Annotated in this window: 18 protein-coding genes and 4 tRNA genes; 7 read left to right on the top strand and 15 right to left on the bottom strand. The window is 53.6% G+C overall.

The window, feature by feature from the left end; translation table 11 throughout:
• Window positions 1-3 precede the first annotated feature (3 nt).
• The 5 genes from ACUTQW_RS14810 to ACUTQW_RS14790 all read left to right on the top strand — a co-directional run bounded on the left by ACUTQW_RS14810 (window position 4) and on the right by ACUTQW_RS14790 (window position 4,004).
• The gene (locus tag ACUTQW_RS14810; RefSeq protein ID WP_006323693.1) at window positions 4-138 is read left to right on the top strand and encodes a GpE family phage tail protein; all 135 of its coding nucleotides are present in this window, start codon (window positions 4-6) and stop codon (window positions 136-138) included.
• Window positions 131-2,128, top strand: coding sequence for a phage tail tape measure protein (locus ACUTQW_RS14805; RefSeq protein WP_020438480.1), 1,998 nt, complete (start codon window positions 131-133; stop codon window positions 2,126-2,128). The genes ACUTQW_RS14810 and ACUTQW_RS14805 overlap by 8 nt, the downstream gene beginning before the upstream one ends.
• A 16-nt stretch (window positions 2,129-2,144) precedes the next feature.
• Window positions 2,145-2,609, top strand: coding sequence for a phage tail protein (locus tag ACUTQW_RS14800; protein WP_006323691.1), 465 nt, complete (start codon window positions 2,145-2,147; stop codon window positions 2,607-2,609).
• Window positions 2,606-3,697 carry a phage late control D family protein gene (locus ACUTQW_RS14795; RefSeq protein ID WP_006323690.1) on the top strand — a complete coding sequence of 364 codons (1,092 nt, stop codon included), beginning with the start codon at window positions 2,606-2,608 and terminating at the stop codon, window positions 3,695-3,697. Before ACUTQW_RS14800 ends, ACUTQW_RS14795 begins: the two co-directional genes overlap by 4 nt.
• Before the next feature lie 88 nt (window positions 3,698-3,785).
• A complete protein-coding gene (locus tag ACUTQW_RS14790) occupies window positions 3,786-4,004 on the top strand; it encodes a DNA-binding transcriptional regulator (protein ID WP_004950376.1) in 219 nt (72 codons plus the stop codon).
• Between the two features lie 162 nt (window positions 4,005-4,166).
• Here ACUTQW_RS14790 and rplS read toward each other — a convergent pair whose 3' ends face one another.
• From rplS to ffh, 5 genes are all read right to left on the bottom strand, one after another.
• The gene (gene rplS / locus ACUTQW_RS14785; protein ID WP_004950372.1) at window positions 4,167-4,523 is read right to left on the bottom strand and encodes a 50S ribosomal protein L19; all 357 of its coding nucleotides are present in this window, start codon (window positions 4,521-4,523) and stop codon (window positions 4,167-4,169) included.
• A gap of 54 nt (window positions 4,524-4,577) precedes the next feature.
• Complete coding sequence (gene trmD / locus ACUTQW_RS14780) at window positions 4,578-5,345, bottom strand: tRNA (guanosine(37)-N1)-methyltransferase TrmD (protein WP_006323688.1); 768 nt, start codon at window positions 5,343-5,345, stop codon at window positions 4,578-4,580.
• Window positions 5,346-5,397: 52 nt separating this feature from the next.
• A complete protein-coding gene (gene rimM, locus ACUTQW_RS14775) occupies window positions 5,398-5,946 on the bottom strand; it encodes a ribosome maturation factor RimM (protein WP_004950368.1) in 549 nt (182 codons plus the stop codon).
• Window positions 5,947-5,964: 18 nt separating this feature from the next.
• Entirely contained in the window at window positions 5,965-6,213 is a 249-nt protein-coding gene (gene rpsP / locus ACUTQW_RS14770; RefSeq protein ID WP_004932501.1) for a 30S ribosomal protein S16, read from the bottom strand.
• A gap of 216 nt (window positions 6,214-6,429) precedes the next feature.
• The gene (ffh, locus tag ACUTQW_RS14765) at window positions 6,430-7,791 is read right to left on the bottom strand and encodes a signal recognition particle protein (RefSeq protein WP_006323687.1); all 1,362 of its coding nucleotides are present in this window, start codon (window positions 7,789-7,791) and stop codon (window positions 6,430-6,432) included.
• A 169-nt stretch (window positions 7,792-7,960) separates the two neighbouring features.
• On the opposite strand from ffh, the gene ACUTQW_RS14760 reads away from it, so the two are divergent.
• Together ACUTQW_RS14760 and ACUTQW_RS14755 are read left to right on the top strand one after the other, a co-directional pair.
• Window positions 7,961-8,752 carry a cytochrome C assembly family protein gene (locus ACUTQW_RS14760; protein WP_006323686.1) on the top strand — a complete coding sequence of 264 codons (792 nt, stop codon included), beginning with the start codon at window positions 7,961-7,963 and terminating at the stop codon, window positions 8,750-8,752.
• A gap of 42 nt (window positions 8,753-8,794) precedes the next feature.
• The gene (locus tag ACUTQW_RS14755) at window positions 8,795-10,084 is read left to right on the top strand and encodes an HlyC/CorC family transporter (protein WP_004950356.1); all 1,290 of its coding nucleotides are present in this window, start codon (window positions 8,795-8,797) and stop codon (window positions 10,082-10,084) included.
• A gap of 69 nt (window positions 10,085-10,153) precedes the next feature.
• Here ACUTQW_RS14755 and luxS read toward each other — a convergent pair whose 3' ends face one another.
• The 10 genes from luxS to alaS form a co-directional block, all read right to left on the bottom strand.
• Entirely contained in the window at window positions 10,154-10,669 is a 516-nt protein-coding gene (luxS, locus tag ACUTQW_RS14750; protein WP_004950350.1) for an S-ribosylhomocysteine lyase, read from the bottom strand.
• A 166-nt stretch (window positions 10,670-10,835) separates the two neighbouring features.
• Entirely contained in the window at window positions 10,836-12,398 is a 1,563-nt protein-coding gene (gene gshA, locus ACUTQW_RS14745; protein ID WP_037432191.1) for a glutamate--cysteine ligase, read from the bottom strand.
• 82 nt (window positions 12,399-12,480) lie between these two features.
• The gene (locus ACUTQW_RS14740) at window positions 12,481-12,909 is read right to left on the bottom strand and encodes a YqaA family protein (protein WP_037432190.1); all 429 of its coding nucleotides are present in this window, start codon (window positions 12,907-12,909) and stop codon (window positions 12,481-12,483) included.
• Entirely contained in the window at window positions 12,906-13,472 is a 567-nt protein-coding gene (yqaB, locus tag ACUTQW_RS14735; protein WP_037432188.1) for a fructose-1-phosphate/6-phosphogluconate phosphatase, read from the bottom strand. The genes ACUTQW_RS14740 and yqaB overlap by 4 nt, the downstream gene beginning before the upstream one ends.
• A gap of 176 nt (window positions 13,473-13,648) precedes the next feature.
• Window positions 13,649-13,725, bottom strand: a tRNA-Arg gene (locus tag ACUTQW_RS14730).
• A 49-nt stretch (window positions 13,726-13,774) separates the two neighbouring features.
• Window positions 13,775-13,851 (bottom strand) — tRNA-Arg (locus ACUTQW_RS14725).
• 60 nt (window positions 13,852-13,911) lie between these two features.
• Window positions 13,912-13,988 (bottom strand) — tRNA-Arg (locus ACUTQW_RS14720).
• A 3-nt stretch (window positions 13,989-13,991) separates the two neighbouring features.
• Window positions 13,992-14,084 (bottom strand) — tRNA-Ser (locus tag ACUTQW_RS14715).
• 309 nt (window positions 14,085-14,393) lie between these two features.
• Window positions 14,394-14,579 carry a carbon storage regulator CsrA gene (csrA, locus tag ACUTQW_RS14710; protein ID WP_004950328.1) on the bottom strand — a complete coding sequence of 62 codons (186 nt, stop codon included), beginning with the start codon at window positions 14,577-14,579 and terminating at the stop codon, window positions 14,394-14,396.
• Between the two features lie 252 nt (window positions 14,580-14,831).
• The gene (gene alaS / locus ACUTQW_RS14705) at window positions 14,832-17,459 is read right to left on the bottom strand and encodes an alanine--tRNA ligase (RefSeq protein ID WP_006323669.1); all 2,628 of its coding nucleotides are present in this window, start codon (window positions 17,457-17,459) and stop codon (window positions 14,832-14,834) included.
• Window positions 17,460-17,590 lie beyond the last annotated feature (131 nt).

The following is a 17,590-nucleotide window of genomic DNA, read 5'->3' as shown; positions in this document are numbered from 1 at the left end:
ACCGTGGACGATCTGATGGCGGACATCGCAGTGATTTTTCATTGGCCGCCATCGGAGATGAGCTGCATGACGCTGACAGAGCTAATAGGCTGGCGCCACAGGGCGCTGCAACGCAGCGGAGTAAATACAGATGAGTAATACCGACAGCAAAGAGGCGTTGGCAAAAGAGGACGCCGCAGTCCGAAACCTCAGCAAAAAGCTGAGGTTAGAGCAGAAGAATTATTCTCAGTTAACCCAGTTACTGAAAATAAAAGAAGCACAGTCAGATATATTCCAGAAATTCGAGGAGATTAAAAAAACCCGTAACACTTTGCCCAAATTTCTATCTTCGCCCGAGGATATCGAAACAACACAACAAGTTAATCTGAATTACGTTGTGCAAAAGGCCCGTGGCGCCATCGCGTCATTCCAACAAAACCGGCTTGAACGACAACTACAGGCAAAAGGAATAGATACTGCGGATTTAGTCGGAGCCCAACAACAAGCCCAAAAAAAACTGGACGTGACTCAAAGTTATATTAACCATCATCGCGGTACCGGCCAAAAACTGCGTCAACAAAGACGCACTGAGGTACTTGATGATTTTCAAACCCGTCAGAATGGAATTGGAAAAATTCGCGACGTCAGTTCACAAGGCTTTGGCCTGGCCAACAAAGCCTTCCACACCGGTAAAAAATTACTGGTACCGGGGATAAAGTTTGAACAACAAATGTCCGGAGTACAAGCGCAGCTGGGATTAGATAGCGGCGATCAACGGCTGATCGCCCTGCGTCAGCAGGCGACCAGCAGAGCGGCCAAGGGGCAATCCGCACAGGATGTCACTCAGGCTCAATCCGCTCTGGCGAGCGCCGGCTATAACCCACAAGACGTTCTGGCTGCCGTTCCCGCCGCGCTGAACCTGGCCAAGGCTAGTGGTAGCAGCATTGATGAAGCAGTAAAAGCGCTGTCGGGCATCCAGCAGGCTTTTCAACTGCCTGCCGATCAGGCGGAAAACATCGCCGATGTGATGGCCAAGGCCAGCAGCAGTTATCAGTTGAGCCTTTCCGATCTCGATAAAAAAATGCAGGCCGCCGCTCCGGCAGCCCTAAAGAACGGCATGGGGCTGGAGCAAACCGCCGCGCAATTGGCGCCTCAGGGGCGTAGCCTGGGGAAAGTAGACGGTGCCGCTCAGGCTATCGTCACCGTCAGGGGTGACAATTTGGATGGGGATATCCAAAAGCTATTTGCCTCCTGGGACAGCCTGCGGATCAATTTGTTTGCCGGTCAAAGCGCTGCACTGCGGGAACTGACCCAAACGGCGACGCAATGGTTAGTGCAACTGAATTCCTGGGTGACCAATAACCCCGCACTGGCCAGTACCCTGCTACAAGTCGCCGGTGGGCTCACGTTACTGCTTGGTGGGCTTAGCGGCGTCAGCCTGATCGCCACCGAGGTACTCCAAGGGTTCACCATCATTAACGGCGCAATCTTCAAAGCTGGGCAAACCATGATTTGGCTGGGGCGCATGGCAATGGCCAACCCATTGCTGGCCATTATCGGCTTAATCGCGATCGCAGCTTTTGCGGTGATCGAAAACTGGGACAAGCTGGCGCCGTTCTTTAGCAACCTGTGGGAGAGTATCTCAGCCGGATGCAAAGCAATGAGCAAATATATTAACGACACCATTGATAGCTGGATAAAAAAATTCATGTCGCTGACTGACTTGCTCCCCGACTGGATGTCATTTGATGATAAAGACACCGGGGCTCGTCATACCGAAGGTGAAGGTGAAGGTGAAGGTGGCAACTCCTGGTTCGCCGGCATGTTCGATAACGGGGGAAATATTCCTGCCGGACAATTTGGCATCGTCGGTGAAAACGGCCCGGAGCTCGTCAGCGGTCCGGTACAAGTAACAGGCCGCCGCCATACGGCAGCCATGTCGGCGGCTTTGCTGTCGCTCAGCGCCCCCGTGATGGCGGCATCACCTGCATCTGTTGCACCCGCGCCCCAGATCCAAATCCCGTCTGTCACGATTAATGTCACCGCCGGTGCAGGTCAGAGTGAGCAAGATATCGGCCGCGAAGTCGCACGGCAATTTGAATTGCTGACGCGACGTCAGGCAGCCGACGCGCGCAGCCGAATGAGTTAATTGAGGAGAAAATACCATGATGCTTACCCTCGGCATGTTTGTTTTTATGCTGAAAACCGTGCCCTATCAGAGCATGCAGCGCAGCAGCGGTTTCCGTTGGCCAACCAACGCACGCATCGGCCAACGCCCGTCCGCGCAGTTTTTGGGCGCCGACAGCGAGAAAATCACACTGACAGGAGTGCTGATGCCGGAGGTCACCGGTGGAACGCTGTCGTTGATGGCGTTGCAGCTAATGGCCTCCCAGGGACGCGCCTGGCCGCTAATTGAAGGCAGCGGCATCATTTATGGCATGTATGTCATTGAGAGCATCTCTGAAACCAAAACCCAGCTTTTCTCTGACGGCAGCGCCAGGCAGATTGAGTTCACTATCAATTTGATGCGCATTGATGAATCACTGGTCAGTATGTTTGGCGATCTACGCCAGCAGGCCGTGGATCTGGCAGGGAAAACCATACAACACATTGGAGGGCTGCTGTCTTGATTACTCAAACTCCATTGCCTATCGGGGCGCAGGTCGCCCCGGATTATGCGCTATTTCTGCAGCAACAGAACGTGACGGAAACCTTTCGTCATCGATTGTTATCCCTGACCTTGACCGATCACCGTGGTTTTGCCGCAGATCAGTTGGTGCTTGAACTTGACGATGCCGATGGCCAAGTGGTGATGCCGACACGTAATCAGGTCATTACCCTGAAGCTGGGCTGGAAAGGTCAGGGATTAGTCGATAAAGGCAAGTTTACTATTGATGAAGTCGAGCATCAGGGGGCACCAGATAAACTCACCCTTCGCGCCCGCAGCGTCGACTTTAGAGGCTCGATGAACATCGCTCGCGATCATTCTTATCATGACAAGACCCTGGGTGAAATCGTCAATGAGATAGCAAACCGTAACCGTCTGGGCAATACACTGGCGGCTGGACTCGCCGAGATAAAGATATCCCACATCGACCAGACTCAAGAAACGGATGCCGCGTTCCTGACCCGACTGGCCACGATGAATGGTGCGGTGGCGGCCATCAAAAACGAGCGACTGCTGTTTCTCATTCCTGGCTTAGGGCAAACTGCATCAGGCAAATCCATTGCTCCGTTTATCCTGGCCCGTAATGACGGCGACCAGCACTACTTTAACCTGGCCGATCGTGGGAATTACACCGGCGTTCGCGCCAAGTGGCAGGATACGAAGAACGCCAAACCGCAGCAGCTAGCGGTGCAACGCCAACATGCCGCCTCTGACGAGGCAGAAAACCCCAACTATCTCGAGGGAGACAGTAATAACGTTTTCACTTTGCCAACGATTTATGCCAACAAGGAAAGCGCTATGCGGGCAGCCAGAGCGAAATGGGAACGCATCCAGCAGGGAAGCGTGCAGTTTTCTATCAACCTGGCGTTGGGCCGGCCCGAGCTTTATCCCGAGACGCCCATTAAGGTACGCGGATTCAAGGAAGCCATCGATCGGCAAAACTGGATAATCAATACGGTGGTTCACACATTGAACGCCAGTGGCTATGTCACAAAAATCGATCTCGATGTGCTGACTCAACGGGCTGAATTCGCCATTACCGAGGTCTAGTTTTATTTTGAACTTTAATCTTGCTTTTGCAAGCTATTAGGCTATTATAAGTCACATAACTTGATGCAGTCGAAAGGGGGATTCAACTATGATGCACTGTCCACTATGCGGTAACGTGGCCCACACTCGCTCCAGCCGCTACCTGAGCGAGTCGACCAAAGAGCGCTATCATCAATGCCAGAACATTAACTGCAGCTGCACCTTCGCCACGCACGAGTCCGTCGCGCGGGTGATCGTAAAGCCCGGTGATATCATCCCGGCCCAGCCGCACCCGGAGAAAGGCAAACAACGCGCTGCCGCACTCTAATGCATAGCCTGCGACAGCAGGCTTTTTTATGCCTTCCAAATACAACCTGAATATCGTCTTTGCGAAATAAAATCTTGCATATGCAATTCAAAAATAATAAGCATAAAAAAGGGGTTGGCATATTGCCAACCCCTTCATAGCTATTAACTTTCGGATGCAGCATTAGCCTACGCGGTTCAGACGCTCTTTGATACGAGCAGACTTACCAGTACGCTCACGCAGATAGTACAGTTTGGCTTTACGAACGGCACCACGACGCTTAACAGTAATGCTGTCGATTACTGGGGAGTGAGTCTGGAATACACGCTCAACACCTTCGCCGTTGGAAATCTTACGAACAGTGAATGCAGAGTGCAGACCGCGGTTACGGATAGCGATAACCACGCCCTCGAATGCCTGCAGACGTTTTTTGCTACCTTCAACGACCCATACCTTCACTTCCACGGAATCACCCGGACGGAATGCAGGTACGTCTTGCTTCATCTGCTCTTGTTCAATTTGCTTAATAATGTTGCTCATAATATGTCTCTTACCCTAGGTAAACTGATATATCGGTCCCGTCGAGCCAGATGCTCAGACGTTCCCTTCATAGTCCTGCTGCTTGGCCTGATGTTCCCGTTGGAACTCAGCCAGCAACACCGCTTGCTCGTCAGTCAGAGCTAGGCTTTCCAGAAGTTCAGGTCTTCTAAGCCAGGTACGGCCCAGCGACTGCTTTAAGCGCCAGCGACGTATCTCGGCATGGTTGCCCGACAGTAAAACCGGCGGAACCTCCATCCCTTCCAACACCTCAGGACGGGTATAGTGCGGGCAGTCCAGCAATCCATCGGCAAAAGAATCCTCTTCAGCTGAAGCCTGATGGCCCAGAACACCCGGTATAAAACGGGCGACGGAATCGATCAGGGTCATTGCCGGCAGTTCCCCGCCGCTGAGAACGTAATCGCCGATTGACCATTCTTCATCAATTTCGGTTTGGATTACGCGCTCGTCTATCCCTTCATAACGGCCACAAACCAGAATCATCTTCGAGTTGGCCGCCAGTTCGCACACGCCGGTTTGATCCAGCTTGCGCCCCTGAGGTGACAGATAAATCACCTTTGCTCCCTCGCCTGCCGCTGCTTTTGCTGCATGAATAGCTTCCCGCAAGGGTTGCACCATCATCAGCATTCCCGGGCCGCCGCCATAAGGGCGATCGTCCACGGTACGATGCCGGTCGTAGGTGAAGTCACGCGGACTCCAACACTGCACGCTCAGCAGGCCATTTTTTACTGCCCGGCTAGTCACCCCGTAATCGGTGATCGCGCGGAACATCTCAGGAAACAGGCTTACAATACCAATGAACACAAGCCAATCCCCATACCGTTATTCCACTTGTTTCGACCGTTTAATTCGGAGGTCAAAAACCAGGATCCCAATCTGCCTCAATCACGCGAGCAGTGAGATCGACTTTCTTGATAACCTGCCCATGAAGAAACGGGACCAACCGCTCCTTCATGCCGAACGCATCCTTCAGGTTAGCTTTCACAACCATCACATCATTCGAACCGGTTTCCATCATATCGACGACTTTACCCAGTTCGTAGCCGGTGGTAGTGACTACCTGGCAGCCCATAAGGTCTTTCCAGTAGTAATCATCACCTTCCAGCTCGGGAAGTTGTTCCGAATCCACGACAATCTCGCGATTGGTCAGTAGATTCGCAGCATCCCGATCGTCAACGCCTTTGACTTTGATGATCAGGTCCTGACTGTGGCGCTTCCAGTCTTCCAACTCGACAAGCTGCCATTGACCCGCCTGCTGGATAAACCAGGGCTGATAGTCAAAAATGCTTTCGGCATTCTCGGTGGATGAAAATACTCTGAGCCAACCACGGATGCCGTAAGTAGACCCCATTTTACCGAGTACAATCGGCGCGATCGGTGCTACCGGTTTGAGTTGCTTGCTCATTGCCACCACCGCGACAGATTAAGCTGCTTTCTTAGCGTCTTTGATCAGCGCGTGAACGCGATCAGAAACGGTTGCACCCAGGCCGACCCAATGTTCGATGCGGTCCAGGTCCAGACGCAGTGCTTCAGCCTGACCAGATGCGATCGGGTTGAAGAAGCCTACGCGCTCGATGAAGCGACCATCACGAGCATTGCGGCTGTCGGTCACTACTACTTGATAGAACGGACGCTTTTTAGCGCCGCCACGTGCCAAACGAATTGTTACCATAACATCCTCTTTAGTTAATAAAACAGCCGGGCCCCATTGAGGGAACGGGGCCCGGTTGCAATATAAAAAGCCCGAAAATTTTACTCATTTTGGCGCAAAAAGCAATCTAAAGCGTAGATCACCGTCAACTACTTTTTTCGGCCAGCACTATTTCGGGCGGTTTTTGCCGCGAACGGCAAATGCTTAAACACGCTCACCCCAGAGGGCAAGCGCCTGTCAGCGGCCTGGGAAGCCCGGCGGCATCATACCTTTCATGCCGCGCATCATCTTCGCCATCCCGCCTTTCTTCATCTTCTTCATCATGCGCTGCATTTCGTCGAACTGCTTTAACAAGCGGTTAACATCTTGCACCTGCATGCCGGAGCCCATCGCGATACGACGTTTGCGCGAACCCTTGATGATTTCCGGTTTGGCGCGCTCTTTCAGCGTCATCGAGTTGATGATCGCCTCCATGCGCACCAGCACTTTATCGTCCATCTGCGATTTCACATTGTCCGGCAATTGGCCGGCACCGGGCAATTTGCTCAGCATGTTCGCCATGCCGCCCATGTTACGCATCTGCTTCAACTGCTCCAGGAAGTCGGTCAGATCGAAACCGTCGCCCTTCTTCAGTTTGTTAGCCAGTTTTTCCGCTTGCTCGCGGTCAACCTTGCTTTCGATATCTTCGATCAGCGACAACACATCGCCCATGCCGAGAATACGTGACGCTACGCGGTCTGGATGGAATGGCTCCAGCGCATCGGTCTTCTCGCCCACACCGAGGAACTTGATGGGCTTGCCGGTGATGTGACGGATAGACAGCGCGGCACCGCCACGCGCGTCGCCGTCGACCTTGGTCAGCACTACGCCGGTCAGCGGCAGCGCCTCGTTAAAGGCCTTGGCCGTATTGGCGGCATCCTGACCGGTCATGGCATCGACCACAAACAGGGTTTCCACCGGCTTGATCGCCGCATGCACCTGTTTGATCTCGTCCATCATCGCTTCGTCTACGTGCAAACGGCCGGCGGTATCGACGATCAGCACGTCGTAGAATTTCAGCTTGGCCTGCTGCAATGCACGGTTAACGATGTCGATCGGCTTTTCTTTGACATCCGACGGGAAGAAATCGATGCCGACGCCTTCCGCCAACGTTTCCAACTGCCTGATCGCCGCCGGACGGTAAACGTCCGCGGAAACCACCAACACTTTTTTCTTCTGTTTTTCTTTCAGGAATTTGCCGAGCTTGGCGACGCTGGTGGTTTTACCGGCACCTTGCAGGCCCGCCATCAGCACCACAGCCGGTGGCTGCGCCGCCAGATTCAGCTCGGTATTCACTTCGCCCATCGCGGCAATCAGCTCGCTCTTGACGATCTTGACGAATTCTTGCCCCGGCGTCAGGCTCTTGTTGACTTCATGCCCCACCGCACTCTCTTTGACGCGGTTGATAAAGTCGCGCACTACCGGCAGCGCAACGTCCGCTTCCAGCAACGCCATGCGTACTTCACGCAGGGTTTCCTTGATATTCTCTTCGGTCAGCCGCCCACGGCCGCTGATATTGCGCAGTGTGCGCGACAATCGATCGGTTAAATTTTCAAACATCGTCTCATGCTCAACGTGTAATGACAGGCCGCTTTGGCGACACAATTGCGGCGATGATAACACGAAGCGTACAGGATCTCTGCCTCAGCGTTGGAGATCGGTTGGAGTGGAACGCGCTCAACGCTATACTGGCAATCCAATTAACCATGCCGAAGCAAAATTAAACGCTATGCCAGTTTTCTCCATTGTGGCTTTGATGGCCTACCTGCTCAGCCTTGGACTGATTATTCCCAGCTTGTTGCGGAAGAACAGCGCATACCGTCGGCTTGCTATCGTCTCGGCGGTGGTGGCGCTAATTTGCCATGCCATCGCACTGCAGCAACGTATCTTTGACGTCAGCGCCGGGCAAAATCTCAGCCTGCTGAACATCGGTTCCATCGTCAGTCTGATCATTTGTTCGATCATGACCTTTGTCGCTTCGCGCAATCGCGGCTGGTTCTTGCTGCCCATCGTTTATAGCTTCGCGATGATCAATCTGGCCTTCGCCAGTTTTATGCCGGGCGAATTCATCACCCATCTGGAAGCCAGCCCGGAGCTGATGGTGCATATAGGTCTGGCGCTGTTCTCTTACGCTACGCTGATTATTGCCGCACTGTATGCGCTGCAGCTTGCCTGGTTGGACTACCTGCTAAAAAACAAAAAGCTGTCCTTCAGTGCCGACATGCCGCCGCTGATGAGTATCGAACGCAAAATGTTCCACATCACCCAGATCGGCGTAGTGCTGCTCACGCTCACACTGTGCACCGGTCTGCTGTATATGGATAACCTGTTCAGTAAAGAGAACGTTCATAAAGCCGTGCTGTCCATTATGGCCTGGTTTGTGTACATCGTTCTGCTGTGGGGCCATTATCATGAAGGTTGGCGCGGACGCCGCGTCGTTTGGTTCAGCTTTGCCGGCGCTTTCTTGCTGACGCTGGCCTATTTCGGCAGCCGTCTGATTCAACAAGTCATGGTGCGCTAAGCCGCCTCAGGCCCTCTTTTCCCTTATATAAGGAATACCGCGTTGGAGCACGTTTCGACAGGGACCCTGATCATTATTCTGGTGATCATGATTGTGGTCTCCGCTTACTTCTCAGCATCCGAAACCGGCATGATGACGCTCAACCGCTATCGTCTCCGTCATCTCGCCAAGCAGGGTAGCCGCTCTGCCCGCCGGGTCGAGAAATTGCTGCAAAAACCGGATCGCCTGATTGGCCTGGTGTTGATCGGCAATAATCTGGTGAACATTCTCGCGTCGGCACTGGGGACCATCGTCGGCATGCGCCTGTACGGCGACCTCGGCGTAGCCATCGCTACCGGCGTATTGACGTTCGCCGTGCTGTTGTTCGCCGAAGTGCTGCCAAAAACCTTCGCGGCGCTGTACCCGGAACGCATCGCCTTCCCCAGCAGCTTTTTACTGGCGCCTCTGCAGAAGGTGATGTTCCCGCTAGTGTGGCTGCTCAATGGCATCACCACGCTGATATTGCGAGTGTTCGGCATTCGCACCAACGTGCGCGTCAGCGATGCGGTGAGCAAGGACGAGCTGCGCACCATCGTCAATGAATCCCACTCGCAGATTTCCCGTCGCAATCAAGACATGCTGATCTCGGTACTGGACCTGGAAAAGGTGACAGTCGATGACATCATGGTACCGCGCAACGAAATCGTCGGTATCGACGTCAACGACGACTGGAAGTCGATCATGCGCCAGCTTACCCACTCGCCGCACGGCCGCATCGTGCTGTATCGCAGCTCGCTGGATGACGCCATCGGTATGCTGCGGGTACGTGAAGCTTACAGGCTGATGACCGAGAAGAAAGAGTTTAACAAAGAGAATTTGCTGCGCGCCGCTGACGAAATTTACTATGTGCCTGAAGGTACACCGCTCAATGTTCAACTGGTGAAATTCCAGAGGAATAAAGAGAAAGTCGGCATCGTGGTTGACGAGTACGGTGATATTCAGGGGCTGGTAACGGTGGAAGATATTCTGGAGGAGATCGTAGGCGATTTCACGACCTCCATGTCACCCACGTTGGCGGAGGAAGTTAATCCGCAGAGCGACGGCTCCGTACTGATAGACGGTACTGCCAACGTGCGCGAGTTAAACAAGGCGTTCAACTGGACGCTGCCGGCCACCGAGGCTCGCACCATTAACGGCATGCTGCTGGAAGAGTTGGAAGAGATCCCCGAGATCGGTACCCGTGTGCGCGTAAGTCACTACGACGTCGATATCCTCGACGTGCAAGACAATATGATAAAACAGGTGCGGGTCACACCGATAAAGTCGCTGCAATCCAGCGTTCAACAGCGCTGACTGCCCGCCAGAAAGAGAAAAGACGCGAACCTCGCGTCTTTTTTTATCGCTAGAGCCTGTGTCTGTGAACTAGATATGCAGTTCCTGCAGCTTTTCTTTCGGCAGCGCCAGTTCTTCGTTGTGGTTCACTACCACGTCGTGATCGAGAATGTGCTTGGCGATTTCCTGCGCTTCTTCCAAAGAGTGCATGTGATAAGTCCCGCACTGGAACTCATTCAGCTCAGGAATTTTGCGCTGGTCAGTCACTTTCAGCACGTCGGACATCGCCGCTTTCCACGCATCGGCAACGCGCTGCTCTTCCGGCACGCCGATCAGGCTCATGTAGAAACCGGTGCGGCATCCCATCGGGGAGATATCGATAATCTCAACGCCCTGGCCATTCAGATGATCACGCATAAAGCCGGCAAACAGGTGTTCCAGCGTATGAATGCCGCGTTCTGGCATCACTTCCAGGTTCGGCCGACAGAAGCGCAGATCGAACACGGTGATGGTATCGCCATGAGGAGTTTTCATGGTTTTCGCAACGCGGACAGCCGGGGCTGCCATGCGGGTATGGTCTACGGTGAAGCTATCCAGCAGTGGCATTTCGTTACCTCCTCGTAAAAGAGTATTTATTTCGAAACTTTTTTAACTAACCAGGAAACCTTTTCCAACCCAGCGAGTCTGAGTATGTGAAAGACGCGCATTTGTTATCATCATCCCTGTCATCAGAGATGCATATTTGGCCACATTGATGTGGCCTTTTTCTTTTTCAGCCCCCGCCGTGTTGCTTCAGGAACTCTTCAAAGCTTAGCGTATCGCCGGCTTCTATGTTGCGTTGACGCTGCCATGAGGCTTCCTGTTCCTTCGCCAGATCGGCTTCGGTCAGAATTTCCAACGGCTCTTCCATCAGCATCTGACGGTACTTTTCAGCCAATTGCAGACCCACTTGGCCGGTTCCCTCTTCCTTCATCGCTTTCAGGATACGAGCAGAAAACGTCAGCTCCGGATCGTCAAACGCCGCAACCAGCTCATCGCAAACTTGCTGGTACTGCCGATCGCCGGCTTCGCTATCCAGCACCTCCGCTACGCGTCGCAGATCGTCAAACAACGCCTTACCGACTTTCTCCAAAGGCTTACGGCTGTCATCACAGCCCATGCCGATGGTCTGGCCAGGCTTGCGTCCTTCGAGGATCACACGATTCCAGTTCTTGCGCGTGCAAAGCAGTTCATCACTGTCCATCTCTGGCGCATCGGCCAGCACACACCACACCAGGAAGAGGTCCAGGAAACGCGCCTGCACCGCATCCACGCCGATTGGCGAGAACGGGTTGATGTCGAGCGAACGAACTTCGATGTATTCGATACCGCCGCGCAGCAGCGCATCTGACGGCGTCTCACCGCTTTTGGTCACACGCTTCGGCCGGATCGGCGCATACAGTTCATTTTCAATCTGCAGCACGTTACTGTTCAATTGCAGGTAACGATCGCCGTCCTTTACACCCAATTCGGCGAACTCTTCGGAAGGCGTGACAATCGCCCGCTTCAGACCGGCGACATAACTCTGCAGATCGTTGAAGGTAATGCCCAGATTGCTCTGAGATTTATTGGTGTAGCCCAGGTCACTCAACCGCAGCGAAGTGGCATACGGCAGATAGCACATACCCTGCTCGGTACGCTCGAACGGCAATGCGGTTTCACGCCCTTTCAGGAACGAGGAACAGATCGCCGGTGACGCGCCGAACAAATACGGGATCACCCAGCCAAAACGGTAGTAATTGCGGATCAAGCGGAAATAGCCCGCAGAAATCTGCTCTTTGCCGCTTTCTGCATCTTTAACGCCGGCCCATGCCTGCCAGAACTCCAACGGCAGCGAGAAATTGTAATGCACGCCGGAAATGGTCTGCATCAGTGCACCGTAGCGATTTTTCAATCCTTCACGGTACAGCGTTTTCATGCGGCCAATATTCGACGAACCGAACTGCGCCAGCTCAATGTCCTGCTCGGCTTCAATAAAGCACGGCATGCTGAGCGGCCACATGCGTTCATCACCCAGATTACGCGCCACGTGACGGTGGATATCACGCAGGAACGTCAGCAGGTGATCGAGGTTATCGTCAACCGGCGTAATAAACTCTAACAGCGCCTCGGCAAAGTCTGTGGTAATCCAGTGGTGCGTTAATGCCGCCCCCAACTTCTCCGGATGTCCGGTTGTCGCCAGTTTTCCGTCCGCGGTGACACGCAGCGTTTCACGCTCGATGCCGCGACGAATACCTTTTAATGCATGGGGATGGGCTTCCAACCAAGAAAGCGCCTGTGATACGTCCGGGATCAAATTGACCTCCCGCTTCTAAAAACAATAACTCGTAAGCATACTGAATCTGCACCCGAGTGAATATTGAGTTATATTCACTTCGTTAATGCCACCAGGTCATTCCCTGTAACGTTATCATAGTCAAAATGATGTAACGCAGCGCCTTTCCGATACACAGAAACAGCGCTACAGGGCCCCAGGGCATGCGCAGCCAACCTGCCAACACGCACAACAAATCGCCCACTACCGGCACCCAGCTGAGCAACAGCGCAGCCGGGCCGAAGCGTTGCATCCACCCGAGCGCTGTCTCCAGCCCCCGCTGCGGTTTCAACGCCGGTAACAAGCGCCCGATAATGACATTGGTCACCCCGCCGAGCGTATTCCCCAACGTCGCGGCCAACACCAGTAACTCCGGTGAGACGCGGCTGTTAGTCAGCAAGGCGACCAAAACAATCTCTGAATTTCCCGGCAACAGCGTCGCACTGAGGAAGCTGCTGCCGAATAGCGACATGACCGCCAGCGTACTACTCAAAGCGTGCGGACATCTACGACAGCCATATTGGCGCTTTTCGCCGCCTGAATACCGAAATCTGCGTCTTCAAATACCACGCATTTTTCCGGCGACACGCCAATCAGCTCGGCACAACGCAGGAAAGTATCGGGTTCAGGCTTGTGCCGCAGTACGTCATCGGCACCCACGATCGCATCAAAACAGTGGAACAGACCCAAATGGCGCAACAAAGACTCCGCCATGCGATGTTCACTGCCAGTACCTACAGCCATCGGGCGGCGACCTTGATAGGCTTTGACCACCTCAATCAGCGGCAGGGGCCGCACGGTATCCAACAGCATCGTTTCCACCGCGCGGGTTTTCTCCGCAGCCAGTTGATGGGGATCGAGATCGGCCTGATGGCGGGTAATAATCGACTGGGCAATACGCCAGCTCGGAGAGCCGTTCAACGCCACCATGGCCGCTTCATCAAACGTCATACCGTAACGGGCCAGCACCTCGTGCCACGCTTTGCGGTGCGTCGGCTCGGTATCAAGAATAGTGCCGTCCATGTCGAAGATCAGACCCTGATAGCGGTCGTACATCGTTACTCCATGATCGTTGAGGAAAGAAAACTACTTTAGCGTAAAGCCGGAAGGTTGTCGCTGATCGCGTAATGGCGGAATGTGCTCTGGGAAAAGTCCGGTGAGAAGAGAAGTGCGGAAAGTATTTTGCCGAAGCCGGAAAAGCGAAAAACCCGCCGAAGCGGGTTTTTCTTAGATGGTGCATCCAGGAGGATTCGAACCTCCGACCGCTCGGTTCGTAGCCGAGTACTCTATCCAGCTGAGCTATGGATGCATTACTGTTTTTGTTTTGTCTGCTTGAAGAACAAGTTTGACAGAAAGAATGGTGCATCCAGGAGGATTCGAACCTCCGACCGCTCGGTTCGTAGCCGAGTACTCTATCCAGCTGAGCTATGGATGCACAGGAATTCTTTTTTGATACCGTATGGTACGTTTTACTACCCCACCATACTGCAAAATATGGTGCATCCAGGAGGATTCGAACCTCCGACCGCTCGGTTCGTAGCCGAGTACTCTATCCAGCTGAGCTATGGATGCAAATGGCGGTGAGGCGGGGATTCGAACCCCGGATGCAGCTTTTGACCGCATACTCCCTTAGCAGGGGAGCGCCTTCAGCCTCTCGGCCACCTCACCATACGCTTCTTTCGAATTGTGCCTAACTTGCTTTAGAGAAGCTCATCGGCACTGCGTGGCGCACATATTACTTTCTCCGACTTTTAAGTCAAACAATTTTTCCCAACTCACGTGCGTTTGCGCAATTCACACTCAACATGGGCGATTTCAAGGCAAAAAGAGTGTTTTATCAACAGGCAGACAGGGTGAAACCGCAAACAAAGCGAATGGCTGCAATCGGGAAATGAGAAGATGAAAGCGGGAAAGGATAATGATGGGCACAAAAAAGCACAGTAGCGTCTCGCCAAGCAACGAGACGCTGCTTCGAAATCAGAAGGTCGTCTGTTGAGACTTCTCTGCCTGAATGCGCTGATAGATTTCTTCGCGGTGCACTGACACCTCTTTAGGGGCATTCACACCAATACGAACCTGGTTGCCCTTGACCCCTAACACTGTGACAGTGACCTCATCGCCAATCATGAGGGTTTCACCAACTCGACGAGTCAGAATTAACATTCTTTGCTCCTTGAAAGATTAAAAGAGTCGGGTCTCTCAGTTTCCCCGTCATTATCCATCATATGCTGCGAAAACGTAAGCCATCTAACCCACAATAAGTGTAAGCAGGCTTGGTCTCACCTCAGATAATAATAAGTTTAGCCGACCTGAAAAACTTTGTTCCCGGAATTGTAACTAAATTGTGTTAGCACAGGCTAAAAACGCCATAATCAGCAATGAGTTATGGCGTTTATAAGTGCTATTTATTTATATTCACAGTTTCGAAGCCACCCAGGCCTCTACGCTGTTTAAGGCCGCAGGCAGGGCACTGACATCAGTACCCCCGGCCTGCGCCATGTCGGGGCGCCCACCCCCTTTGCCGCCAACCTGCTGCGCTACGTGGCCGATCAACTCGCCGGCTTTCACCCGGTCGGTCAAATCTTTGGTCACGCCGGCAATCAGGCTAACCTTATCGTCAGCCGTAGTGGCCAGCACGATAATTGCGGAACCCAGCTGATTTTTAAGATCGTCAACCATGGTCCGCAGCATTTTCGCCTCAACGTTATCAAGCTGGCTGACCAACAGCTGCACGCCATTGACCTTTTTCGCCTGGCTGGACAACGAAGCGCTTTCCTGCGCAGCCTGCTGATCTTTCAACTGCTGCAGCTCTTTCTCCAGTGCGCGAGTACGATCCAGCACCGCACGCACCTTGTCCGTCAGGTTGCTATTGTCACCTTTCACCAGTTGCGCAACGTCCTGTAACAGATCGTTTTGCTGATGAAGGGTCGCAATCGCGCCCTCGCCGGTTACGGCTTCAATACGGCGAATACCCGCTGCGGTACCTGATTCGGTCAGAATGCGGAACAGGCCGATATCACCGGTACGGCTGGCGTGAGTACCGCCACACAGTTCGGTAGAGAAATCACCCATGGTCAGTACACGTACGCTGTCGTCGTACTTCTCGCCAAACAGCGCCATCGCGCCCTTCTCTTTGGCATCGTCCAGCGCCATCACTTCGGTTTGCACCGGCAGGTTACGACGCACCTGCTGGTTAACCAAATCTTCCACAACGCGGATTTGTTCCGGTTTCATCGCTTCAAAATGCGAGAAATCGAAACGCAGATATTTATCGTTAACCAGCGAGCCTTTCTGCGCCACGTGCTCGCCCAGCGTCTGACGCAGTGCGGCATGCAGCAGGTGGGTAGCTGAGTGGTTCAAACGAATACGGTTACGGCGGGCGATATCAATCTGCGCATCGACGCGATCCTTCACCTTCAGCACGCCATGGGACAACTTGCCCTGATGCCCGATAGCCTGGCCGTATTTCTGCGTATCGCTAACCACAAAGTCCGCGCCGGCGGCTTTCAGCACGCCTTTGTCACCAACCTGACCACCGGACTCACCGTAGAATGGCGTTTCATCCAGTACCACCACAGCTTCTTCACCCACGTGGATCTCATCCACCGGCTGGCCGTCGCGGAACAACGCCGTCACTGTAGCCTGCTGTTCTTCGTGGTCATACCCGCTGAACTGGCTGGCGCCATCAACGCGGATCATGCTGTTGTAGTCGGCACCAAAGCCGCTGGACTCGCGCGCACGGCGGCGCTGCGCTTCCATAGCTTGTTCGAAGCCGGCTTCATCCACTTTCAAACCGCGCTCACGGCACACGTCTGCGGTTAAATCGACCGGGAAACCGTAAGTGTCATACAGGCGGAAGGCGGCTTCTCCATCCAGGGTGTCGCCCTGCAGATTGGCCAGCTCTTCATCCAACAACGCCAGACCACGCTCCAACGTACGGGCAAACTGGTCTTCTTCGGTTTTCAACACTTTCTCAACCAGCGATTGCTGACGCTTCAATTCGTCGGCTGCCGGGCCCATGACTTCGATCAGCGGCGCAACCAGTTTATAGAAGAAGCTCTCTTTCGCGCCCAGCATGTTGCCATGGCGGATAGCGCGACGGATGATGCGGCGCAGCACGTAGCCGCGGCCTTCGCTTGACGGCATTACGCCGTCTGACACCAGGAAGGCGCAGGAACGGATATGGTCGGCGATAACACGCAGGGATTTGTTATCCAAATCAACCGCGCCGGTCACTTTCGCCACAGCGGTAATCAGCTTGCTGAACAGATCGATTTCATAGTTGGAGTTCACATGCTGCAGCACCGCGGCAATGCGTTCCAGGCCCATACCGGTATCTACCGAAGGCTTTGGCAGAGGCAACATAGTGCCGTCAGATTGGCGGTTGAACTGCATGAAAACGATGTTCCAGATCTCGATGTAACGATCGCCATCCTCTTCCGCGCTGCCTGGCGGGCCACCCCAGATGTGATCGCCGTGATCGTAGAAGATCTCGGTGCACGGGCCGCATGGGCCGGTATCGCCCATTTGCCAGAAGTTGTCGGACGCGAAGGCCGCACCCTTGTTGTCGCCGATACGGATAATGCGTTCCGCCGGTACGCCAATCTGCTTCTGCCAGATGTCGAAGGCTTCGTCATCGGTTTCATAGACGGTCACCCACAGCCTTTCTTTCGGCAGGTTAAACCAGTTTTCGCCGGTCAACAGTTCCCATGCGTAACTGATGGCATCGTGTTTGAAATAGTCGCCGAAGCTGAAGTTGCCCAGCATTTCAAAGAACGTATGGTGACGCGCGGTATAACCGACGTTCTCCAGATCGTTATGCTTACCGCCCGCACGCACGCAACGCTGTGAGGTAGTGGCGCGGGAATAGGCACGCTTGTCCAGCCCCAGGAAAACATCTTTAAATTGGTTCATGCCGGCATTGGTAAACAACAATGTCGGATCATTGTTAGGTACCAGGGAGCTGCTTGCTACAACCTGGTGGCCTTTACTATGAAAGAAATCGAGAAACGCTTGACGGATCTCAGCGGTGCTCTTGCTCATAATTTTCCCGGAAAGGCTAGAATAACGACACGTGAGCAAGAGCGCGACATCCTGACGATGGCATCTAGCTCACGAACAAAAAGTGGGGATAAGATAAATTTTCTTCAGAGGGAAGTAAAACCCCGTGTGCG

This window comes from Serratia sp. TSA_7 (genome assembly GCF_052692135.1).
The sequence above is the reverse complement of the archived record's forward strand: the minus strand, read 5'-3'. Positions and strand labels throughout refer to the sequence as shown.